This window comes from Halothiobacillus sp. DCM-1 (assembly GCF_045689735.1).
Taxonomy (GTDB): domain Bacteria; phylum Pseudomonadota; class Gammaproteobacteria; order Halothiobacillales; family Halothiobacillaceae; genus Halothiobacillus.
The window spans coordinates 542,627-563,954 of the sequence record NZ_CP142685.1 but is presented as its reverse complement, the minus strand read 5'-3'; the positions used below and the strand labels follow the sequence as shown (position 1 = coordinate 563,954).

Annotated in this window: 17 protein-coding genes, 3 tRNA genes and 2 pseudogenes; 15 read left to right on the top strand and 7 right to left on the bottom strand. The window is 59.6% G+C overall.

Features of this window, described 5'->3' with window-relative positions; translation table 11 throughout:
- Positions 1-75: 75 nt before the first annotated feature.
- Positions 76-624 (bottom strand): oligoribonuclease, encoded by a 549-nt coding sequence (orn, locus tag VOI35_RS02700; RefSeq protein WP_407276362.1) that lies wholly within the window; start codon positions 622-624, stop codon positions 76-78.
- 119 nt (positions 625-743) lie between these two features.
- On the opposite strand from orn, the gene mgtE reads away from it, so the two are divergent.
- On the top strand, positions 744-2,189 hold the full coding sequence (mgtE, locus tag VOI35_RS02695; protein ID WP_407276361.1) for a magnesium transporter: 1,446 nt from the start codon (positions 744-746) through the stop codon (positions 2,187-2,189).
- Between the two features lie 8 nt (positions 2,190-2,197).
- Positions 2,198-3,178 carry a ribosome small subunit-dependent GTPase A gene (gene rsgA, locus VOI35_RS02690; protein WP_407276360.1) on the top strand — a complete coding sequence of 327 codons (981 nt, stop codon included), beginning with the start codon at positions 2,198-2,200 and terminating at the stop codon, positions 3,176-3,178.
- 83 nt (positions 3,179-3,261) lie between these two features.
- On the opposite strand, the gene VOI35_RS02685 is transcribed toward rsgA, so the two are convergent.
- Together VOI35_RS02685 and VOI35_RS02680 are read right to left on the bottom strand one after the other, a co-directional pair.
- Positions 3,262-6,417 (bottom strand): EAL domain-containing protein, encoded by a 3,156-nt coding sequence (locus VOI35_RS02685; RefSeq protein ID WP_407276359.1) that lies wholly within the window; start codon positions 6,415-6,417, stop codon positions 3,262-3,264.
- Positions 6,418-6,491: 74 nt separating this feature from the next.
- Entirely contained in the window at positions 6,492-7,013 is a 522-nt protein-coding gene (locus VOI35_RS02680) for a hypothetical protein (protein ID WP_407276358.1), read from the bottom strand.
- A 133-nt stretch (positions 7,014-7,146) separates the two neighbouring features.
- Here VOI35_RS02680 and VOI35_RS02675 point away from each other — a divergent pair, with 133 nt between their 5' ends.
- Entirely contained in the window at positions 7,147-8,184 is a 1,038-nt protein-coding gene (locus VOI35_RS02675; protein ID WP_407276357.1) for an aldo/keto reductase, read from the top strand.
- A 110-nt stretch (positions 8,185-8,294) separates the two neighbouring features.
- Here the strand turns inward: VOI35_RS02675 and mscL are convergent, their stop codons facing one another.
- Both mscL and VOI35_RS02665 read right to left on the bottom strand, forming a co-directional pair.
- Positions 8,295-8,702: a large-conductance mechanosensitive channel protein MscL gene (gene mscL, locus VOI35_RS02670; protein ID WP_407276356.1), complete on the bottom strand. Its 408-nt coding sequence runs from the start codon at positions 8,700-8,702 to the stop codon at positions 8,295-8,297.
- Between the two features lie 63 nt (positions 8,703-8,765).
- Entirely contained in the window at positions 8,766-9,404 is a 639-nt protein-coding gene (locus VOI35_RS02665) for a DUF1134 domain-containing protein (protein WP_407276355.1), read from the bottom strand.
- A 364-nt stretch (positions 9,405-9,768) separates the two neighbouring features.
- Here VOI35_RS02665 and VOI35_RS02660 point away from each other — a divergent pair, with 364 nt between their 5' ends.
- Together VOI35_RS02660 and dcd are read left to right on the top strand one after the other, a co-directional pair.
- Complete coding sequence (locus VOI35_RS02660) at positions 9,769-10,077, top strand: hypothetical protein (protein ID WP_407276354.1); 309 nt, start codon at positions 9,769-9,771, stop codon at positions 10,075-10,077.
- Positions 10,078-10,183: 106 nt separating this feature from the next.
- The gene (gene dcd / locus VOI35_RS02655; RefSeq protein WP_407276353.1) at positions 10,184-10,750 is read left to right on the top strand and encodes a dCTP deaminase; all 567 of its coding nucleotides are present in this window, start codon (positions 10,184-10,186) and stop codon (positions 10,748-10,750) included.
- Positions 10,751-10,755: 5 nt separating this feature from the next.
- On the opposite strand, the gene VOI35_RS02650 is transcribed toward dcd, so the two are convergent.
- A complete protein-coding gene (locus tag VOI35_RS02650) occupies positions 10,756-11,412 on the bottom strand; it encodes an HAD family hydrolase (RefSeq protein WP_407276352.1) in 657 nt (218 codons plus the stop codon).
- A 245-nt stretch (positions 11,413-11,657) separates the two neighbouring features.
- Between VOI35_RS02650 and VOI35_RS02645 the strand changes: the two genes are divergently transcribed.
- The 9 genes and pseudogenes from VOI35_RS02645 (at position 11,658) to VOI35_RS02605 (ending at position 18,554) form a co-directional block, all read left to right on the top strand.
- A complete protein-coding gene (locus VOI35_RS02645; protein WP_407276778.1) occupies positions 11,658-12,203 on the top strand; it encodes an RNA pyrophosphohydrolase in 546 nt (181 codons plus the stop codon).
- The gene (gene ptsP, locus VOI35_RS02640; RefSeq protein WP_407276351.1) at positions 12,196-14,481 is read left to right on the top strand and encodes a phosphoenolpyruvate--protein phosphotransferase; all 2,286 of its coding nucleotides are present in this window, start codon (positions 12,196-12,198) and stop codon (positions 14,479-14,481) included. The genes VOI35_RS02645 and ptsP overlap by 8 nt, the downstream gene beginning before the upstream one ends.
- Before the next feature lie 104 nt (positions 14,482-14,585).
- Positions 14,586-15,665, top strand: coding sequence for a dTDP-glucose 4,6-dehydratase (gene rfbB / locus VOI35_RS02635; RefSeq protein ID WP_407276350.1), 1,080 nt, complete (start codon positions 14,586-14,588; stop codon positions 15,663-15,665).
- Positions 15,662-16,564, top strand: a complete 903-nt coding sequence (rfbD, locus tag VOI35_RS02630; protein WP_407276349.1) for a dTDP-4-dehydrorhamnose reductase — start codon at positions 15,662-15,664, stop codon at positions 16,562-16,564. Before rfbB ends, rfbD begins: the two co-directional genes overlap by 4 nt.
- A pseudogene (rfbA, locus tag VOI35_RS02625) lies at positions 16,561-17,449 on the top strand (glucose-1-phosphate thymidylyltransferase RfbA). Before rfbD ends, rfbA begins: the two are co-directional and overlap by 4 nt.
- Before the next feature lie 166 nt (positions 17,450-17,615).
- Positions 17,616-17,996, top strand: a complete 381-nt coding sequence (rfbC, locus tag VOI35_RS02620) for a dTDP-4-dehydrorhamnose 3,5-epimerase (RefSeq protein ID WP_407276348.1) — start codon at positions 17,616-17,618, stop codon at positions 17,994-17,996.
- A 294-nt stretch (positions 17,997-18,290) separates the two neighbouring features.
- Positions 18,291-18,367, top strand: a tRNA-Pro gene (locus VOI35_RS02615).
- A gap of 13 nt (positions 18,368-18,380) precedes the next feature.
- A tRNA-Arg gene (locus tag VOI35_RS02610) sits at positions 18,381-18,457 on the top strand.
- A gap of 21 nt (positions 18,458-18,478) precedes the next feature.
- A tRNA-His gene (locus tag VOI35_RS02605) sits at positions 18,479-18,554 on the top strand.
- 125 nt (positions 18,555-18,679) lie between these two features.
- On the opposite strand, the pseudogene VOI35_RS02600 reads toward VOI35_RS02605, so the two are convergent.
- Positions 18,680-19,731: pseudogene (locus tag VOI35_RS02600) on the bottom strand (IS3 family transposase); the annotation flags it as partial.
- A 347-nt stretch (positions 19,732-20,078) separates the two neighbouring features.
- On the opposite strand from VOI35_RS02600, the gene VOI35_RS02595 reads away from it, so the two are divergent.
- Positions 20,079-21,200 carry a hypothetical protein gene (locus VOI35_RS02595; RefSeq protein ID WP_407276347.1) on the top strand — a complete coding sequence of 374 codons (1,122 nt, stop codon included), beginning with the start codon at positions 20,079-20,081 and terminating at the stop codon, positions 21,198-21,200.
- Positions 21,201-21,328 lie beyond the last annotated feature (128 nt).

Here is a 21,328-nt window from a genome sequence, read left to right as displayed (position 1 = left end):
GACCGTGCCAAGGGCCGGCCAATACCTGAGCTTCCATCGCCCCCAACCCTCTCCTATCGAGGGGGCAAGGCGATGTCAGCGGAAAAAGTGCTGGCGGTAATACTGCAATTCAGCAATCGAACCGCGAATATCATCCAACGCCTGATGACTGGCATTTTTCTTCAAACCAGCCAGCAATTCCGGCTGCCAGCGGCGCGCCAGTTCCTTCACCGTCGAGACATCCAGATTGCGGTAATGGAAAAACTGTTCCAGTTGCGGCATGCAGCGCACCAGAAACCGCCGATCCTGACAAATGCTGTTCCCCGCCATCGGGGATTTACCCGGCACCGCCCAGGACTGCAAAAACTCCAGGGTCTGCAATTCCGCCTGGCGCATGGTGACCGCGCTGGCCAGCACCCGCGCGATCAGACCACTTTCGCCGTGCGTGCGCTGATTCCACTCGTCCATCCGCGCCAGCGTTTCTTTGGGATGAGACACGGCAAGCACCGGCCCTTCAGCCAAAATATTCAAATGCTTATCGGTCACGATGGTGGCAATTTCGAGTACCGTATCGGTATCCGGATCGAGCCCCGTCATTTCGAGATCGATCCAAATCAGATTTTCAGTCGCGTCGGTCGCGCTCATGGCAGCCCCCTTCAATTAAGTGCGCACAGGCTACCATGAACCGATTCGTAATCTCGCATGGCGCATATCGGGAAAAATCGGCAAAATCGCGGGCGAACGCGCCGCATGACGGATAATTTATGACCGAATTGATCGACCACGAGAATCCCCGGCACATCTCCCGGCTGATTCGCGATATCCGCGAGGATATGGCGCGCAACCGCCTGGTCGAAAGCCTGGTCGATCGGGCGCATGAGCCCAATCACAACCTCGTCGAGCAACTGGTTCACAAGCAAAATCTGGCACGGTTGCAGATGCGGCTGGCCAAACTGCATCCAGCCGATATTGCCATCGTGCTCGAAGCGCTGCCGCAGGATGAGCGGCTGATGGTGTGGGATCTCGTCCGCTCCGAACACGATGGCGAGGTGCTACTCGAAGTCTCCGATGCGGTGCGTGCCAGCCTGGTCGCGGCGATGAACCGTCAGGAAATTCTCAACGCGGCCACGCAGCTCGAAGCGGACGAACTCGCCGACATCGCGCCCGACCTGCCCGAGCAGGTTCTGGCCGAGGTACTCACCACCCTGCCGAGCGCCGAACGCGAGCAACTGCGGCAGGCGATGTCCTATCCCGAGGATACCGTCGGCGCCTTGATGGATTTCGAGATGATCACGGTGCGCGCCGATGTGCGCATCGAAGTGGTGCAGCGCTACCTTCGCCGGATGGATGACCTGCCAGATCACACGGACAAACTGTTCGTCATCAACCGCGACGGCGGGTTTGTCGGTTTGCTACACCTCAAAACCCTGCTGCTGAGCGAACCGGATGCCGTGGTCGAAACCGTCATGGCGCGCGATGCGGTGGAATTCAGCCCAACGGAGAAAGCCCGCGAGGCAGCCGATGCCTTCGAGCGTTACGACCTGATCAGCGCCCCGGTCATCGACGCGCAGCGCCATATCGTCGGCCGGCTGACGATCGACACCGTGCTCGACTATATCCGCGAATCCAGCGATGAGGAGCGGCTCGCGCAAGTCGGTCTGCACGAAGAAGAAGACATCTTCGCGCCCATTGTCAAAAGTGTAAAAAACCGCACGCCCTGGCTGGCCATCAACCTGGTCACCGCCCTGATCGCCTCGCGGGTCATCGGTTTGTTCGATGGCGCGATTGAGCAAATCGTCGCCCTCGCCGCGCTGATGCCGATCGTCGCGGGCATGGGGGGCAATGTCGGCAACCAGACCATCACCATGATCGTGCGGGAACTGGCCTTCCGCAAACTCGATAACCGCGACATTCGCCTGCTCTACGGCAAAGAGCTGCGCGTCGCCCTGATCAACGGGCTGGTCTGGGGCGGCGCGCTGGCGCTCATTACCCTGCTGTTCTACCACGATCCGGCGCTCTCCGGCGTCATGATGGCGGCGGTGGTGCTGAACTTCCAGGCGGCGGCATTTTTTGGCGTCACCATCCCCGTCACGCGCATGAAACTGGGGCGAGACCCGGCGCTGGGCAGCTCCGTCCTCATCACCGCCATCACCGATTCCGGCGGGTTTTTCATTTTCCTCGGGCTGGCCAGCCTGTTTTTGCTGAAATAACCCAGCCCATGAAATTCCGCCTGACCGAACGCCAGCAAAAAACCATCGCCCGCCGTCAAAGCGCCCCGCCCGATCTCGATACTCAACCAGGCACCGTCATCACCCACCACGGCACCGAGGTGGTCATCGAAACCCAGGCCGGCCACTGGGCACGCGCCAATCCCCGGCGCACCCTGGGCGCACTCGCGCCGGGCGACCGCATCGGCTGGGTGGAAGGGGAAGAAGGCAAACCGGTCGTCGAGCGCGTACTGCCGCGCCACAACGCCCTGATTCGCCCGGATACCCACGGCAAGCTCAAGCTGATGGCGGCGAATCTCGATCAAGTGCTGATCGTGCTCGCCCCCGTGCCGTGGATGAATCCGAATGTAGTCGAAAACCTGCTGATTGCCACGCTGGATTTACCGGCCGAACCGCTGCTCGTCCTCAATAAAATCGACCTCATGACCGAGTCCTCGGCGACCGTGGCCATCGAAGAAAACCTTCAGCTTTGGCAAGCACTCGGCTGGCGCCTGCTGCGGGTTAGCGCCCGCACCGGCGAAGGCATGGCGACCCTGCGCGCCGCGCTCGATGACAAGATCTCGATGATGGTGGGGCTCTCCGGCGTCGGCAAAACCTCACTGGCGCGAGCCTTGACCGCTCAGGCCGCCCACGCCGCCATCGCCGAATTGTCCACGCATAACCAAGAGGGGCAGCACACGACGCGGCACAGCACGCTCTTTCGTCTGGATAGCCTGCCCGGCGGCCTGATCGACGCGCCCGGCGTGCGGGACTTTTCGCTGAATTCCCCCGACGCCAAAGCGATCGACCGCGCCTTCCCCGACATCATGGAATACGCCCAGGCTTGCCGCTTCGCCAACTGCAGCCACAATGCCGAACCCGGTTGCGCGGTGCGCGCCGCGGCCACCGATGGCCAGCTCGACGCCCGCCGGTTCGCGCACTATCAAACCCTGCGCGCCGCCGCACGCCAGCCGGAAAAACACAAGTCCTGAGCGATCAATACCTCCAGCCCGGCGCTCCCTCGTGTGGGATGTTGGGAAAGGGGAATGCATTCAGCGCCGAATTGCGCTCATCGTCAGCCGAATTGCTTAGCCAGCAGCGCCGTCAAATCGGCCGCGCTCATGGGGCGGCCAGTGAAATACCCTTGAGATTCCTCACAGCCCATCGCCTGCAACAGCGCCAGTTGTTCCGCCGTCTCGACCCCTTCGGCAATGGTGGATAACCCCAAGCTTTGCGCCATGTGGATGATCGTGGACACAATCGCCCGATCATCGGCATCTTCGGTCATATCGCGCACGAAGGATTGATCGATCTTGAGCTTGTAGAGTTTGAAGCGTTTGAGGTAACTCAGCGAAGAATAGCCCGTCCCGAAATCGTCCATTGAAAGCCGGATCCCCAAGGCATCGAGTTCCGCCATCTGTGCCACGGCCGTTTCGGGGTTTTCCATCGCCGAACGCTCGGTCAATTCCAGCTCCAGATGCTGGGCGGGGAAATCCGCCGCCTGGAGAATTTCGGCGACGCGCGCGGGCAAATCGCGCTGCCGAAACTGGATGGCCGATAGATTCACCGCCAGCACGAACGGTGCCGTCGCCTGAGCGACCCAGGCACCAGCATCCCGCGTGGCCATCGTCAACACCCAGTCCCCAATCGGCAGAATCAGGCCGTTATCCTCGGCGATCGGGATGAATTCTGCCGGTGAAATTGCCCCCAACTCCGGATGTTGCCACCGCAGCAAAACTTCAGCGCCCACGATTTGCCCCGTGTGCAGCGAGACCTGCGGCTGGTACACCAGCGAGAACTGCTGTTCCGCGAGGGCTCGGCGTAAGGCAGAATCGATCGTCATCAGCCGGTTGGACTGAGTCTGCATTTCTTGTGTGAAAAAGCGGAACCCATTGCGGCCATTCTGCTTGGCGCGATACAACGCAATATCGGCATGTTTTGACAGGGTGATGAAATCATCGCCATCGGCCGGCGCCACGGCGATGCCCATGGATACACCGAGGCTGACCTCACGGCCAGCCAGAACAAACGGGGCGCGAATGGTCTCGATCATCCGCTGCGCGATCCGTGTGGCCAGCTCCGAATCGCAGTCGGGCAGTAAGAGCGTGAATTCATCTCCACCCTGGCGGGACAGCGTATCCTGCGGGCGCAGCACCTTTTTCATGCGCTCGGCAACCCGGATCAACAGCTCATCCCCTTGATCATGCCCCAGGGTTTCATTGATGTTCTTGAAGTGATCCAGATCGAGGAAGATCACGGCATAGGGCTGCCGATGCTGGGTGGACAGGTAGCGGGTGTATTCAAAATGCTCCAGCAATAACTTGCGGCTCGGCAAGCCGGTCAGCGGGTCAAAATTGATCAGCGCTGCAAAACGCTCTTCGGTTTGTTTGCGTTCGGAAATATCGGTTTTAATGCCCGTCCAGAGCGTGCTGCCATCCGTCTCACGCTCGGGCAGTGAATAACCGTACAGCCAGTGAATTTGCCCATCTTCGTCCAACAACCGGTACTCCATCCGCCAAGGCTGCAGCGTCTTGGCCGACCGTTCAATCGACGCCACAACCATTGCTCGGTCATCCGGGTGAATTTTCTGGAACAGCGGCGTTGCATCTTCCAAGATATCTTCAGGCTTGAGATGGTAAATCTGGTACACCCCACTACTGGCGAAAGGAAACTGCATGCGCCCATCCGGGCGCAACCGAACTTCAAACAACATCCCCGGCACATGACTGGTGATGCGTTTCATGCGCTCGAGCAACTGCTGTTGCGCCTGGAACAGACGCTCGCGTTCAGCGCGGTGATCAAAATTATCCAGCGCAAAACTAATATCCAGCGCCATTTCCAGCAACAGGTTCTGGGCGGCCTCATCAAAGGCCGCCAATTCATCGGAATAGAGAGAGAACGCGCCCCATACCGCCCCCTGGCGGATCAGGGGCAATGAAGCAACACTACGCCAACCGGAACGCGCGCCTCGTTCATGCCAAGCCGCCATCCGTGCGTCTTGCGCAAAATCGTCAATCCACACCGCCTGCCCCAGACGAATGGCATTACCCACCACCCCCTGTCCTGTTGGCAGCTCAGGATTGATGCTGATCTCAATATTTTCCAGATAGTCCTGGTGATCCCCTGCCTGGGCAACGACGCGCACGCGCCCGCTCTCCGGCTCGACGCGGCCAATCCAGGCCAGGCGCATACCGGCATAGGTGATGGCATCCGTGCACACCTGTTCGAGCAATTCCTGCTCATGCTGGCAACGGACGATCGCCTGATTACACTGGCTCAACGCGGCATAGAGCCGCTGCATCCGCTCGATTTTCGCCTCATGCGCGGCCTGCGTCTCGGACAAAGCGAATAACTGCGACCGAGTCCGCGCCAGCGCTTCGGCCACACTACCCAGCGGATAACCCGACGCCGGAGGTTGACCGGAAAAATCCCCAGCGCCGATCCGCGCCATCTCTTCCCGCAACTCGTCGAGGGGTTCACCGAGGATGCGGTTCAGCAGCAGCCAGGTTCGCCACCAGACAAACAGCAGCAGGCCGATCAACAGGATAAAGCCCAGCCGAACCACCAGCGCGATGGTTTCTGCCCGCTCCACGGCCGCCGTCGTGCGCTGCGCAACCGCTGCTGTCACCCGCGCAATCGGCGTCATGATGCGCGCCTTCGCCGCGAAATAAGCCGGACTTTGCAGCAGCTCGATGGCCTTGAGTCGCACCGCGGGAGGCGTCTCTTTGCCTTGGGTGATCATGGCCATGGCTTGCCGTTCCAGGGCGGTCAAGGCATCGGACTCGTGCTTGGCCTCGCGGAGCTGCGCCAGTTCCGCCGGGGTGAATCCGGCCGTTGCCATCCGGGTTAAAAGCGCCACCGACGGGGCAGCCGATTGTGATGGCGATGGCGCCGCCCCCGACGGAGCGTGCGGATCATCCAACCATTGATCCCAATCCGTCACCGACCCGAGCACTGCCGCGCCCGCCCGCCCCTCTCGTTGCGCCAGCAGCGCATCGTAGGCCGCACGGAAACGCGCATCCCCTGTGACGACGAAGCTGCGCGCCATACGGGTCAGATCATCCGACGACTGACGCAACTCCACCATTAGTTGCAGCGTATGGAAGCGAACATCGTTCACCTCGTCGATCTCTTTTTCGGCATGCACATACACCACGAAGCCCAACACCATCGCGGTGTAGATCAACAGGTTCAGCAGCAGATGGCGAGAAAACGAGGTTCGAGGCATCATCCAACCGTCAGGGCAGTAGCCCTATTACGACAAGGGGTAATCCTATCATTTCTGGTGTCGGGCGGGGGCGACACTCACTCGGCTTCCAGCTCGATCAGTCGGTCAAGCACCGCCTCGATCAACCCGGCATCGGCGGCGGGGTTGTCGGCCAGAATGTCGGGCAAAGCGCGGGCACCCTCGACGATCTGCACCAAGGCATGCGCCGTCGAGCCGGTATGCCCTAGATCGGCTGCTGCCTCGCGCATGCTCGACAATAATTCCAGCGCATCGTGATCGCCCCAGGTTGCCGAAAAAATCATCCGAGCAATCGACTGCGCCGCGTCATGCCGTGCCTCGTCGGCCAGGGCAGGCAGCCAGTCCGGATGCGCGTGGGCATACTGAACCCCGGCAAAAATCATTTGATCCTCCTCATCGAGCAGGGTCAAATCCACCGGCTGGCCGACACGCCAGGCACGCAAGGCCGCCACCAATTGCCGCCAGCCATCCTCGGCATAGGTTTGCAGAATCGCGGGCTCAGCCGCGGCCGACGGCGCGTCGAGCATCGCCGCGATCAATTCTTGGTGCGCCGCGCAGATTTGCGCTGAGGGTTTGATCATGTCACCACTCCAATGAAATTTGCCTATGCTATTCAAATAGACGCGGATTGATTCAGCGTTTCCTGAGCAACTCTTGGGATAAGCCCGCAGCATCTTACGCTGCCCCCACCACAAATTCGAACAGGAGATTTCCGTGGACTTTCGCCCCCTGGGCAATTCCGGCATCACAGTCAGCAGCCTGTGCCTGGGCACCATGACCTTTGGCCAGCAAAACACCGAAGCCGAGGCCCATGCCCAGCTCGACTATGCGGTCGCGCAGGGCATCAATTTCATCGATACCGCCGAGATGTATCCGGTGCCGCCGCGCGCCGAAACCCAGGGCAGCACCGAGCGGTTCGTCGGTAGCTGGCTGCGCCGGCAGGCGCGCGACCGGCTCATCATTGCCACCAAGATCGCCGGGCCCGCCCGCGGGATGGGCTGGATTCGCGGCGGCCCGCAGATCAGCGCCGCACAAATCCAGCAGGCCATCGATGGCAGCCTCGCGCGGCTGCAAACCGATTATGTCGATCTCTACCAAATCCATTGGCCGGAGCGGTATGTGCCGATGTTTGGTGAGCGCTATTACCGCAGCGACCGCCGCCGCGAAGCGGAAACCATCGAAGCTCAACTCCGGGCGCTGGCCGATCTGGTTCAAGCCGGCAAAATCCGCGCGATTGGGCTGTCAAACGAAACGCCTTGGGGGGTCATGGCCTTCGAGCAGGCAGCGCGCGACTTCGGTTTACCCCGGGTCGTCAGCATTCAAAATGCCTACCACCTGCTGAACCGCAGCTTCGAAACCGGGGGGCTGGCGGAAATCAGCCACGAAACCGGCATCGGCCTGCTCGCTTACAGCCCGCTGGCCTTCGGCTGGCTGACGGATAAATACCGGGTCGAGCCGAAGGCCAAAGGGCGCATCACCGAATTCCCCGGTTTTGGCCAGCGCTATCACAAACCGAATGTGCCCGTGGCTGCAGCGGCCTATGCGGATCTGGCGCGGGCGCGGGGATTCTCTCCGGCACAGATGGCGATTGCGTTTGTGCATCAACGACCATTCACCACCAGCGTCATCATCGGCGCGACCCACCTCGACCAGTTGGCGGAAAACATCGCCGCTGCGGAACTCCGGCTCAGCGATGCGGTTCTGGCCGAAATCGATGCCCTGGATGCGCGCTGGCCAAACCCGGCACCCTGATCGCAGACCAGCCTCCCTTCGATCGGCAACCGCCAGTTGCCGACCCCATAAAAAAACGGCAGAAACCTGCCGTTTTGTCACTCTGCGCTCGCCCGAGCGTGCGCGAATCCTCAGGATTTATTTTTCAGCAAATCCCGGATTTCGGTCAGCAATTGAATATCCGCCGCTGGAGCAGGCGGTTCTGCCGGTGCAGGCGCCGCATCCGGCCGCTTAAGCCGGTTGATGACCTTGAGCGCCATGAAAATCGCAAAGGCGATGATCACGAAATCCAGGGTGGTCTGGATAAACTGGCCGTAGCGAATTGCCACTTCCGGCACTTTATCGTGCGCATGCTGCAAGACGATGGTCAGATCAGTGAAATCGACTCCGCCAATCAGCAGACCAATCGGCGGCATGACGATGTCACTCACCAGCGATGAGACGATCTTGCCGAACGCCGCCCCGATGATGATCCCCACCGCCATATCGATCACATTGCCTTTCATGGCAAATTCTTTGAATTCCTTGATCAACGACATATTGCGCTCCTTAAAATTTCAGCAAAATCAGAATCTCACGGCCTGCACCGCAAATCAGCCAACTCAGAACGGGTTATACGATTGCTCTTTGGTAAACGACATATACCCCACCGAGGCGCCCAACCGCATACCCACGCCGACCCGAATCGGGGCAAGCACGATGTTATCCGAGCGCAGGTAATTCATCCCGATCCCGCCGAGGAAATACAGCGAGCCATTCACCCCAGGAAACCGTTGGAACAGTTGCTCGCTATTCGGCAGGTTGTACACAAGGATGAATACGCGGCCAGCGTCGGCACCAAAATCCCAGCCCAGCGACGGCCCTTGCCAATACACCACCCGATGCTCGCCGGATTTACTCACGAATTCGCCTTTGCCGTAGCGCAGCCCAAAGACGATGGCGCCCCCGCCCTCTTCACCCTTGATATAGGCATTGGGCCGTCCATAATCCGCAAACGCTTTGTCCACCACCTTGGCGATGGTCTCGGCCGAGCCCCCCAAAAAATTCACGGCGGCATCGGTGGTTTCATATTCGTTATAGGTGTCTGCCTGATTCTGATTCGCCGCCGGGGCGGGCGTAGACGAGGCAGGCGGATTGCTGGCGCAGCCCGCCAGCAGGGCAAAGACGCCCGCAAAGATCAGGGCATTGAGCCCTGGGCGAACCAATCGGGCATTGAGCCCGGAGCGAACCAATCGGGACATGAGTGCTTTCCTCAAGATGAAGCGATGAACGCATTGTAGGTAAATCGTGTCACCCGCGCATGACTGAATCGTACGGCAAACCGGACGCCTCATCGCCCCCGTCACCGCGCATCCCCCGTCCTCGTTGCTCCGTTATGGTGCATCCAGCGGCAATCCCGGCCGGCATCAGCCCCACAAACGGCGATCCATGCGCTCGATAGGCCAATCCAAGCTATTGATTGTGCGCCATTCATCCCGAACGAGGCGCTGCCAATAAAAAGCTGGCCGACTTATTGCTTAAGTGAACAGCACTTGAAGGAATCAAGCAGTCATAGAGCGTGCAGGATGCCCCTTGTTCATTTGAACGGATAACCAAGAGGTGCCAATGGACGCGGAATTAATGCAATTGATGGCGCGGTTCAAACTCAAACTGCTGCGGGCGATGAGCATCAAAGTCGATACCTACCGATTTATTGCGGAGCGCGAGTATGCGCTACATATCCTGCAACTGGCCGATCAGGCGGAAGACGAGGAATTATTGATTCTGGCGATGCAGGTTTCCAACACGCTCGGCATGCTGGAAACCCCCCAGATCAAATCCGAAAATCCCAACAGCCCACCCGGCAAATCCACCCCCGCCAAAGCGTCACCGGAAGCTGATGGCCCCCGTTATTTTTTTGGCGCGCGGGGTTAATGGGGGCGGCAAAGCCGGATCCCCTCCCTTCGGATCCCAGTGGACAGAATGCACCGACACTCACACAATGCGCGCCAACCGTTTGGCTTTAGAGGGAACCCCGCGCATGAGTATCAAATCCGATCGCTGGATTCGGGCAATGGCCGAAAACCACGGCATGATCGAGCCGTTCGCGCCGCAACAAGTGCGCAGCGCAGGAGATCAGGCGATGATCTCCTACGGCACTTCAAGTTATGGCTACGATGTCCGGTGTGCCAATGAATTCAAGATATTCACCAACATCAATTCCACCATTGTTGACCCTAAAGCATTTGATGAGCGCAGCTTTGTCGATGTCGAATCAGATGTCTGCATCATCCCGCCGAATTCGTTCGCGCTGGCGCGCACCATTGAATATTTCCGCATTCCGCGCAATGTGCTGACCATTTGCCTGGGCAAATCTACCTATGCGCGCTGCGGCATCATCGTGAATGTCACGCCGCTGGAGCCCGAGTGGGAAGGGCATGTCACGCTGGAGTTTTCCAACACGACCCCGCTACCGGCACGCATTTATGCCAACGAAGGGGTCGCCCAAATGCTTTTTCTGGAATCAGACGAAGTCTGCGAAACCTCGTACAAGGATCGGGGTGGCAAGTATCAGGGACAACGCGGCGTGACGCTGCCCACCACCTGAGCCGGCTAGTCCCGCAGCGAAATGATCGGCCAGCCGGCCGCTTGCGCGCGGGCGCGCAGCACCGGATCTGGATCGACCGCCACCGGATGGTCAACAGCCTCCAGCAAAGGCAGATCGTTCCGCGAGTCCGAGTAGAACCAGGTGCGCTCCGGCTGTTCACCCCGCGTGGCCAACCACGCCGCCAGCGCGGTCTGCTTACCCGCCTGGAAGGTCGGCACCCCCTGATAATTCCCCGTGTATCGCCCGTCCTTCATTTCCGGCCGGGTCGCCAGAAGGTGCTCGATGCCGAACAGCGCTGCAATCGGTTCAGTCACAAAATAGTTGGTCGCCGTAATAATCAATAACTCATCCCCGCGCGCCCGATGCTGCTCAACCAGTGCTCTCGCCTTATCCGTCACCAGGGGCGTGATGACGGTCTCGATGAATTCACGGCGCCACGCCAGCAGTTCGTCCACGCTGAACCGCGCCAAGGGCGCGAGGGAAAATCGCAAGAACGCATCGATATCGAGCGTGCCCCGCTGATAGTCTTCATAAAAAACCTGATTTTGCGCGGCATAGGCCGCGCCATCGACCGCACCGGTTCCCGCCAGAAACTGCCCCCAACTGTGGTCAGAATCCCCCGCCAGCAGGGTGTTATCCAGATCAAAAATTGCCAGATGCACAAACGCTCTCCCACTCGATGACTGAATCAGGACACCCAATGCGCGCGGACGAAGCCCACAGCCAGGAACCTCAGGGCATTCTCTGCGCGCATGAAAACCCTGCCTGGAGGATGGTCTACACGCTTTGCCTTGCGAAATGATGTCGCGCGTGGAAAATGACGGGTAGATTGCAGTGCCCCACGGTGCTGCCCGCGGATCGGGTCATCCCCTTCCGTTCAACTGGCGTCCGACCTTATTAGCTGAGTATAACCGTGATCGATCGCGATGGTTTCCGCCCCAATGTGGGCATCATTCTGCTCAACGCCACCGGCGAAGTGTTTTGGGGCAAGCGTGCCGGGCATCGCTCATGGCAATTTCCCCAGGGCGGCATCAATGATGATGAACGCCCCCTGTCCGCCATGTACCGCGAACTGCAGGAAGAAACCGGCCTGCTGCCAACCCATGTCGAGGTGATCGGCTGGACCCACGGCTGGCTGCGGTACCGCTTGCCCAAGAATATGATTCGGCGGCATCTGGTGCCCACCTGCATTGGCCAGAAACAGAAATGGTTTCTGCTGCGCCTGCGGGCGGATGACTCCGCATTCAACCTCAATGCTTCGATCAAACCGGAATTTGATGGCTGGGAATGGCGGCCGTATTGGTCGATTCTCGATGAAGTGGTGTACTTCAAACGCGGCGTCTACCGCGAGGCCATGCTATTTTTGGCACCTGTCGCCGGGGCATCCCCCCCGCCGGCCGTCCTGATGGAACAACCGGACGAACCTTGCCCCAAGGAATCTGCCCATGCTTGATGAACTCCGCCGGATCGTGACCGAGGTCACCCGTTCGTCCGATCTCCGATCCGCTCTTGATGTCATTGCCCACCGGGTTCAGAACGCGCTCCAGGTCGATGTCTGTTCCGTCTATGTGTTGACGCCCGCCGAGCCCAATCTTGAGGCCGCGCTGGTGCTGCAAGCGACGGAGGGACTCAACCCGGCCGGTATCGGCCGCGTTCGGCTGAATCTCAACGAAGGGCTGGTTGGTCTGGTCGCCCGGCGTGCGGAGCCGGTGAATCTGGAAAACGCCCCCGACCACCCCGCCTTCAAATATATCCAGGACATCGGCGAGGAGTATTACCACGGTTTCCTAGGGGTGCCGATCATCCATCGCGGGGAGGTGCTCGGGGTACTGGTGGTGCAATCCCGCGCCCAGCGCCGGTTTTCCGCCGATCAGGAATCTTTCCTGCTCACCCTGGCCGCCCAGCTCGCTTCGGGGATCCGTCAGGCGCAGGTCAGCGGAGAGCTGATCCAGACCCGCATTGCGCCACCCGGCTGGGAAGCCGCCGTCACCGCTCAGGGTTTGCCGGGCTCCCCCGGCGTGGTCTTCGGTACGGCGGTGCCGGTGCTCGATGTGGTCGATCTCGACAGTATTCCAGAACGCCCCGTCGAAAGCCCGGCCAGCGAATGGGCGGTGCTCTCCGCCGCCATCGATGCCGTACGCAACGAGTTTTCACAACTCAAACAGGATTTTTCCCGCGCGGCGGGCAGTACCGACGAGCACATTCTGTTCGATGCTTTCATTTTGATGCTGAGCGGCGGCTCACTGATCGACAGCATGCATGAGCGCGTGATGGCCGGGCATAGTGCCGGAATCGCCCTGCGCGATGCCGTACGCGAACATACCGCCGTCTTCGAACAGATGGCCGACCCCTATCTGCGTGAGCGGGCGCAGGATATCCGCGATCTGGGCAACCGCATCCTCGTCAAACTCCAGGCGCGCACCCAGGGGCCGCGCCAATGGCCAGAGCGTATCGTCCTGATCGGCCACGATCTTTCCGCCTCCCACCTCGCCGAAATCCCGACCGATCGACTGGTCGGCATCGTCTCCAGCAGTGGCTCGGGATCGTCGCATCTGGCCATCCTCGCGCGGGCGCTCGGCATTCCCGCTGCGATGGGCGTGGCCGATCTGCCCCTCGCGCGGCTGGATGGGCAAGAGGTCGTGGTGGATGGGTATCGCGGTTGGCTCATCGTGCGGCCGGCCGGCTCGTATCGCCAAGAACTGCTGCGGCTGGCACGGGAAGAAGCCGCGCTGACCGCCGAACTCGCCGCCCTCAGCCAGGAACCCGCGCAAACGCCGGACGGCGTGCGCATCGGCCTGCATGTCAATATCGGGCTGCTGGCCGATATGGCACCATCACGCACCGTGGGTGCTGAAGGTATCGGCCTGTATCGCACCGAAGTCCCCTTCCAGATTCGCAAGCAATTTCCCGGCGAGGCGGAACAGGCCAGCATCTACCGCGAGGCCATGGAAACCTTTCGCGATCAGCCGGTGGTGCTGCGCACGCTGGATGTCGGGGGGGACAAGCCCCTCTCCTACTTCCCCATCAAGGAAGACAACCCCTTCCTCGGCTGGCGGGGCATCCGGCTGGTTCTCGACCATCCGGAAATTTTCCTGACGCAAATCCGCGCCATGCTGCGCGCTTCGATCGGCCTCGACAACCTCGGCATTCTCTTGCCGATGATCGGCAGCATCGATGAACTCAGCACCGCGCGCGAATACATTGATCAAGCCATTTCAGAGCTACGAGAAGAAGGCGAACCCATCGCCGCCCCTCGCATCGGCGTAATGATTGAAGTGCCTTCGGCGGTGTACCAGATCGACCTGATTGCCGAAATGGTCGATTTTCTGTCGATCGGCACCAACGACCTCACGCAATACATTCTCGCCATCGACCGTAACAACGAGCGGGTCGCCAGCCGCTACGATGCGCTGCACCCCGCTGTGCTCCGCGCAATCAGCGAAGTGGTTGACGCGGGACACCTACTCGGTCGCGAGATCACCGTCTGCGGCGAACTGGCCGGCGACCCGATGGGGGCGATTCTGCTCCTCGGCTTGGGCGTCGATGTGCTTTCGATGAGCGCCGGTTCCCTACCGCGCATCAAATGGGTGATCCGTCGTTTCAGCGCTGCCGATGCACGACAGTATCTCGCCCGGGCGCTGGCCGCCCGCCGCCCGCAAGATGTGCGGCACATGCTGTACGATGCGCTGGTAGAACGCGGACTCGGCGGACTCGTGCGCGCGGGCGGGTGACCGTCAGTGTAAACCCGACACGGATTGCGCTATCGAGCGATAACACCTGCTCAAGTAGCATTTCTGCTTTCGTGCTCAATTTGTTCATCCGGAGTCACTCCTAAGTGATTATTACCACCGGCGGCGCCGGATTCATCGGCGCAAATTTTGTCCACCACTGGCTCGGCACGCACGACGAGCCAGTGCTGGTGCTCGACGCGCTGACCTACGCCGGCAACCTCGAAAGCCTCGCCCCGGTTGCCGCTGACCCGCGCTACCACTTCGCCCGCGTCGATATCTGCGACCGTGCCGCGGTGGCCACGCTGCTTGCAGCACACCGCCCGCGCGCCATCCTGCACTTCGCCGCTGAAAGCCATGTCGATCGCTCGATCCACGGCCCGGGCGAATTCATCCGCACCAATGTGCAAGGCACCTTTGAGCTGCTCGAAGCCGCGCGCGCCTACTGGTCTGCCTTGCCGCAGGAGGAGAAGGCCGCCTTCCGCTTCCTGCACATCTCCACCGACGAGGTCTACGGCAGCCTCGGGCCCGACGACCCGGCGTTCACCGAAACCACCTCCTACGCCCCCAACAGCCCGTACAGCGCGAGCAAGGCCGCGAGCGACCACCTGGTGCGCGCCTGGCATCACACCTACGGCCTGCCGGTGCTGACCACCAACTGCTCGAACAACTACGGCCCCTACCAGTTCCCGGAAAAACTCATCCCGCTGATGATCCACAACGCCCTGGCCGGCAAACCCCTGCCGGTGTACGGCGACGGCCAGAACGTGCGCGACTGGTTGTATGTGCTCGACCACTGCCGCGCCATCGACCGCGTGCTCGAAGCGGGGCAGGTGGGTGAGACCTACAACGTCGGCGGTTGCAACGAGGTCAAGAATCTCGACGTGGTGCACACCTTGTGCGACCTGCTCGACACCCTGGTTCCTAAGGCAGACGGCAGCAGCTACAAAGCCCAGATCACCTTCGTCACCGACCGCCCCGGCCACGACCGGCGCTACGCCATCGACGCCCGCAAGATCGAACGCGAACTCGGCTGGACACCGCAGGAAACCTTCGCCACGGGGCTGAAGCGCACCGTGCAGTGGTATCTCGACCATCCCGACTGGGTGGCGCATGTCACCAGCGGCGAATACCGCCGCTGGGTCGAAGTGCAATACGACGGCGCAGCGCAGGAGGCGCGCGCATGACGCCGCCGCGCATCCTGTTGCTGGGTGCTGACGGTCAGGTCGGCTGGGAGCTGCGCCGCGCGCTGCTGCCGCTCGGCGACCTGTTGCCCTGTACCCGCGCGCAGGCTGACTTGAGCGACCCGGATGCCTTGCGCATGCTGCTCGAGCGCGAGCAGCCGGACGTGCTCGTCAACGCCGCCGCCTACACCGCCGTGGACAAGGCCGAGAGCGAGCCCGAGGCCGCACAGCGCATCAACGCGCAGGCCCCCTCGGTGCTGGCCGAATACGCCGCCGCGCACGGCGCCTGGCTGGTGCACTACTCCACCGACTATGTGTTCGACGGCAGCAAATCCACGCCCTACGCCGAGACCGACGCGCCCAACCCATTGAGCGCCTACGGCAGGAGCAAGCTCGCTGGCGAACGCGCCATTGCCACCAGCGGCTGCCGCCACCTCATCCTGCGCACCTCCTGGGTGTATGCCGCGCGCGGAGCCAACTTCGCCAAGACCATGCTCCGGCTCGCCGCCGAGCGCGAGCAACTGCGGGTGATTGCCGACCAGTTCGGCGCGCCCACCAGCGCAGAACTCATTGCCGACGTCACCGCGCTGCTGCTGCACCGCCTGCGCACCGACGCGGCGCTGGCCGCAACCGCCAGCGGCGTGTATCACCTCACCGCGCAGGGAAGCACGTCCTGGCATGGCTACGCGCAGTTCGTGCTCGAGCGCGCCCAGGCCCGCGGCATGCCCCTGCGCTGCGCCCCGGAGCACGTGCAGGCGATCACCACCGCCGACTATCCGCTGCCCGCCCCGCGCCCGGCCAACTCGCGCCTTGACTGCACCAAACTGCAAACCACTTTCGACCTGCACCTGCCGCCGTGGCCAACCCAGGTGCAACGCCTCATCGACGAACTTCCCCTATGACCCCCTCTCGCAAAGGCCTCATCCTCGCCGGCGGCTCCGGCACGCGGCTCTATCCCGTCACCCAGGCGGTGAGCAAGCAGCTGCGGCCGGTGTATGACAAGCCGATGATCTACTACCCGCTGTCCACGCTCATGCTCGCCGGCATGCGCGACGTGCTCATCATCTCCACCCCGCAGGACACGCCGCGCTTTGCCCAGTTGCTCGGCGACGGCAGCCAGTGGGGGCTGAACCTGCAATACGCGGTGCAGCCCAGCCCCGACGGTCTGGCGCAGGCCTTTGTCATCGGCCGCGACTTCATCGGCGATGCGCCCAGCGCGCTGGTTCTCGGCGACAACCTGTTCTGGGGACACGACCTGCAAGCCTCGCTCAAACAGGCCAACGCGCAAACCACGGGCGCCACGGTCTATGCCTACCACGTGCACGACCCCGAGCGCTACGGCGTGGTCGAGTTCGATGCCACGGGCCGCGCCATCAGCATCGAAGAAAAACCCGCGCGACCCAAAAGCAGCTACGCCGTCACCGGGCTGTACTTCTACGACCACCAGGTGTGCGACATCGCCGCGAGCCTGAAGCCGTCTGCGCGCGGCGAGCTGGAGATCACCGACGTCAACCGCGTGTACCTTGAGCAGGGCACGCTGCAGGTGCAGACCCTGGGCCGCGGCTACGCCTGGCTGGACACCGGCACACATGACAGCCTGCTCGACGCCGGGCAGTTCATCGCCACCATCGAAAAGCGTCAGGGGCTCAAGGTCGCCTGCCCGGAGGAGATCGCCTACCGCAACGGCTGGATCGACGCCGCCCGGCTCGAAGCGCTGGCCGCGCCGATGAATAAAGAACGGCTACGGCCAATATTTATTAAAAATTCTCACCCAGAACAACCGATGAAAGTCGTACCCACATCACTTTCCGGCGTTTTTATTATTGAACCCCGTATATTTGAAGATGACCGTGGTTCTTTCTTCGAAAGTTTCAATGAAAATAAATTTTCATAAATTACCAATATTGAAATAAAATTTGTTCAGGATAATCATTCAAAATCCAAAAAGATGTGGTGCGTGGTCTGCATTATCAAATAAACAAACCGCAAGGCAAACTGATTCGTGTCGTTCAGGGACGGGTTTGGGATGTTGCGGTTGATTTGAGAAAAACCTCCCCGACCTTTGGGCAATGGTTCGGCGTGGAGCTTTCCGCAGAAAACCATCGACAGCTCTGGATTCCCGCAGGTTTCGCCCACGGTTTCCTTGTGTTAAGTGACACAGCCGATTTTCTCTACAAGACCACCGACTACTGGTATAAAGAATACGACCGGTCAATTCTCTGGAATGATCCAGATTTGGCCATCGAGTGGCCGATGGAAAACAAAAACGCCGCCATTCTCTCGGCTAAAGACGCGGCATCGACCAGTTTTGCCGCCGCGGAATTATTTGATTGACTCAAATCGTTTTAATCCAGAGATACATTGATTAAATCCAAGCATCCCGTTTAAGGCGCCCCAGCACAACGGTCAAATAGCCTATTTATTATAAAGACCTGTATCGAGCATGAACGCGAATCTGGCCTAAGCCTACCAGGCAGGGCTTACTGAATAAACCTAAGGACGGATTTATTCAGAATTTCCCTGGGAAATATCGAAAATAGCCAATCAACTGAGGATCTTGACAGGTCACCCTCGCCTGCCTAATATGCGCACCTCGCGCTAGGCTGTGCATCCGTGCAACCCGCGCGGCGGAGTGTAGCGCAGTCTGGTAGCGCACCTGGTTTGGGACCAGGTGGTCGTAGGTTCAAATCCTATCACTCCGACCATTCAGGATTTCGTGCGCCCGTAGCTCATCTGGATAGAGCATCGGCCTTCTAAGCCGAGGGTAGTGGGTTCGAGTCCTACCGGGCGCGCCAATCGCCCTGAACCAAACAATGGTGGCCGTAGCTCAGTTGGTAGAGTCCCGGATTGTGATTCCGGTTGTCGTGGGTTCGAACCCCATCGGTCACCCCAAATTAACGAAAAGCCTGCCCATTCAGGCTTTTCGTTTTATAGCCTTCTTGCAGAATATCGGGTAATCCCCCCATTTTTAGCGGAGCCCAAAAGTAGGGTTTACGCGACCATGAGAGGCGGCTTGCCCCATTGGCTTTATGGAGGCGGCGGTGATTGTAGAGCCACAACCACTGGGTCGCATAGTCTTGAACCTCCTCCAGGGTATCGAACAGGTGTTTGCTCAGCCAGCTGTAGCGGATGGTTCGGTTTGTCCGTTCGATGTAGGCGTTCTGCTGTGGCTTGCCGGGCTGGATGTAGTCGATGCGGATGTTTTTTGCCTCCTGGCCCAGTCAACGAACGCGTGGCTGATAAACTCCGGTCCGTTATCGCAGCGAATGGCCGTCGGCGTGGGCTCGCCATTCCAGCAGTTGCTCCAGCACCCGGATCACTCGTTGTGTCGGTAGTGAGAAGTCTGCTTCAATGGCCAGTCCTTCTCGTCGGTAATCGTCAATCACATTGAATAACCGAAACTGTCGGCCATCGCTGAGTTGGTCGTGCATGAAGTCCATTAACCAGACCTGATCGGGCCTGATCGGAGTTTTCAGGGGCTCGGGAACCTGCCGTTTCAGCCGACGCCTGGGTTTGATCCGAAGGTTCAGTTCCAGCGCGCAGTACATCCGATAAACCCGTTTGTGATTCCAGCCTTTGTGCTCGACATTGCGCAGGTATTCAAAGCATTGGCCAAAGCCCCAATCGCTTTGCTCCTCAGTGAGTCTGATCAGCCAGTCGGCAATTTCGCTATTCTCATCACTGAGCGTGGCCTGATAGCGGTAGCAGGTTTCACTGATCCCAAATGCTGCACACACCAGGCGAATAGGAATGCCGCGAACCGCGACTGCGTGTTGCGCCATCGCCTTGCGTCGGGATGGCTTCACCACTTTTTTGCGAGCGCCTCCTGCACAATCTCGGCTTTGAGACGCTCCTCAGCGTACATCTTCTTGAGCCGGCGGTTCTCGTCTTCAAGTTCCTTCAGCCGTGCCATCAGGGAGGCATCCATCCCACCGTACTTGGCGCGCCATTTGTAAAAACTGGCGCTGCTCATGCCATGTTCGCGGCAGAGCTCGGGGACAGGTATCCCATTTTCCGCCTGCTTGAGGATCGACAGTATCTGGCTGTCCGAAAATCTCGATGTCTTCATGCAGAATCTCCTTCGTGCGTATGACGAGAAAATTCTACTTTCAAACACCGCCGTTTTTCGGGGGGATTACCACCTAGAAAAACCTCTGATTCATCGTTCCAGCGTAGACAGGAGCTCAGTAAAAACAATAAGCTGGATACCCACCGCCACGGGTATGTCAGGTTTTTCGAGATGCCCTTAATTCTGTCGCGACACACAGATCGCCCCCATTGGCTTTGTGACCAGATCTGATCTGATTGTCTTTGGAAAGGTTAGAAAGACCTTAAGCCTGTGTTTTCTCCAGCAACATACAGGAGAAAAATCGATGCAGCACCTCAAAAACTTCAGAAATAGTGGAGGTGAATGGCATGAATGAAAATACATTCCGGCCAAGGTTCATCTACGACGAGAAAACCAATGCTCTCTACGCTCCGGACGGGCGTTTTCTCAAACACATTTACTGCCCGAAGGCACTGCACTGGAATCAACTTTTAGTCACCGATGCAGAGGATCGCTCGCGCCACTGTAGCCAGTGCAAAGGGACTGTGCTCAACCTGGATGCCTTGTCTGTTGAGGAGGCGATTTCGAAACTCGAGAAATACAGGGCGTTTGCCTGCCTTCATGCAACCGCCGAAGGTGGGAATGTGGTGTTTTTGGAAGATATGAACGCACTACCAAGACCTGCCGGGTCTGTGTATGACCAGGATGGTCGGCTCATCATCCTCACTGCAAGGACATATGAGAACATCAACCGAGCCGCAGCCATGGGCTACTGGCCTGATGTGCGATGGATTGTCTACGACACGACCTTGCGCAAGAAACTGGCCGTTGCACAGGATTCAGAGACTGGCGAGATCCTGTTTCTGACTGACTATCGGCACCGGCATCACGAGGGAAAGCAGAATGTCGTGCTGGATTTCGAGTGGTACTACCCACACTTTCAATCGATACCGGTCGCCGCCTACCTAATTCCCCGCGATGTTGCCGATGGGACCGAAGTGACGGTCGTCGACCCAATCGAAGATATCAAGAGTGGATCATGGAACCAGGGAGATGTATTTCGCGCCAAAAATGTGCCTGGCCGGATCGAGCAGGGAAAAGTGGTATTGCACAAAAGCAATATAAAACAGCGCGTTATTCTCGGACAAGACGCCACGGCGAGTTCAGTCGCAAACGGCCACGCAACTTTTCCTCAGACTGAGAGGTTAGAACGAGCCAAAGCATTCTCTTACGGCCAAAATACGGAGGAAGCCATGCGGCAGTTCAACCTATTCGGCAAAGGGCGATTTATTGAGTGGAATCATCTGGAAAATGTAGATCCACACAGGTATCAAGCCAGTGGGAAATTCACACCGGCGGGTGATTACGACAAGGTAATGGCCGAAATCGCAGCCATGCCGGGCGCTCGGGATTTACCTGTTGGACGATCGACCTGGGCAGTACACCCAAGACTCAGGGCATTAACTTTTCTGGTTCAACCATCATCCTGAATCTGGGTAGATGTGATGGATTAACCGGTACCAAAAATACACCACACAGAGCAGCTTCTGTGCAGCGACAGCCAGTACGTAGTTGCTGGCTGCGAGCCCACATAATGTTTTCGAGAAATGGCTCTTGG

Coding starts and splice junctions, on each gene's coding strand:
- orn (WP_407276362.1), bottom strand. CDS start 624: ATGAGCGCGACCGACGCGACTGAAAATCTGATTTGGATCGATCTCGAA.
- mgtE (WP_407276361.1), top strand. CDS start 744: ATGACCGAATTGATCGACCACGAGAATCCCCGGCACATCTCCCGGCTG.
- rsgA (WP_407276360.1), top strand. CDS start 2,198: ATGAAATTCCGCCTGACCGAACGCCAGCAAAAAACCATCGCCCGCCGT.
- VOI35_RS02685 (WP_407276359.1), bottom strand. CDS start 6,417: ATGATGCCTCGAACCTCGTTTTCTCGCCATCTGCTGCTGAACCTGTTG.
- VOI35_RS02680 (WP_407276358.1), bottom strand. CDS start 7,013: ATGATCAAACCCTCAGCGCAAATCTGCGCGGCGCACCAAGAATTGATC.
- mscL (WP_407276356.1), bottom strand. CDS start 8,702: ATGTCGTTGATCAAGGAATTCAAAGAATTTGCCATGAAAGGCAATGTG.
- VOI35_RS02665 (WP_407276355.1), bottom strand. CDS start 9,404: ATGTCCCGATTGGTTCGCTCCGGGCTCAATGCCCGATTGGTTCGCCCA.
- VOI35_RS02660 (WP_407276354.1), top strand. CDS start 9,769: ATGGACGCGGAATTAATGCAATTGATGGCGCGGTTCAAACTCAAACTG.
- dcd (WP_407276353.1), top strand. CDS start 10,184: ATGAGTATCAAATCCGATCGCTGGATTCGGGCAATGGCCGAAAACCAC.
- ptsP (WP_407276351.1), top strand. CDS start 12,196: ATGCTTGATGAACTCCGCCGGATCGTGACCGAGGTCACCCGTTCGTCC.
- rfbD (WP_407276349.1), top strand. CDS start 15,662: ATGACGCCGCCGCGCATCCTGTTGCTGGGTGCTGACGGTCAGGTCGGC.
- VOI35_RS02595 (WP_407276347.1), top strand. CDS start 20,079: ATGAATGAAAATACATTCCGGCCAAGGTTCATCTACGACGAGAAAACC.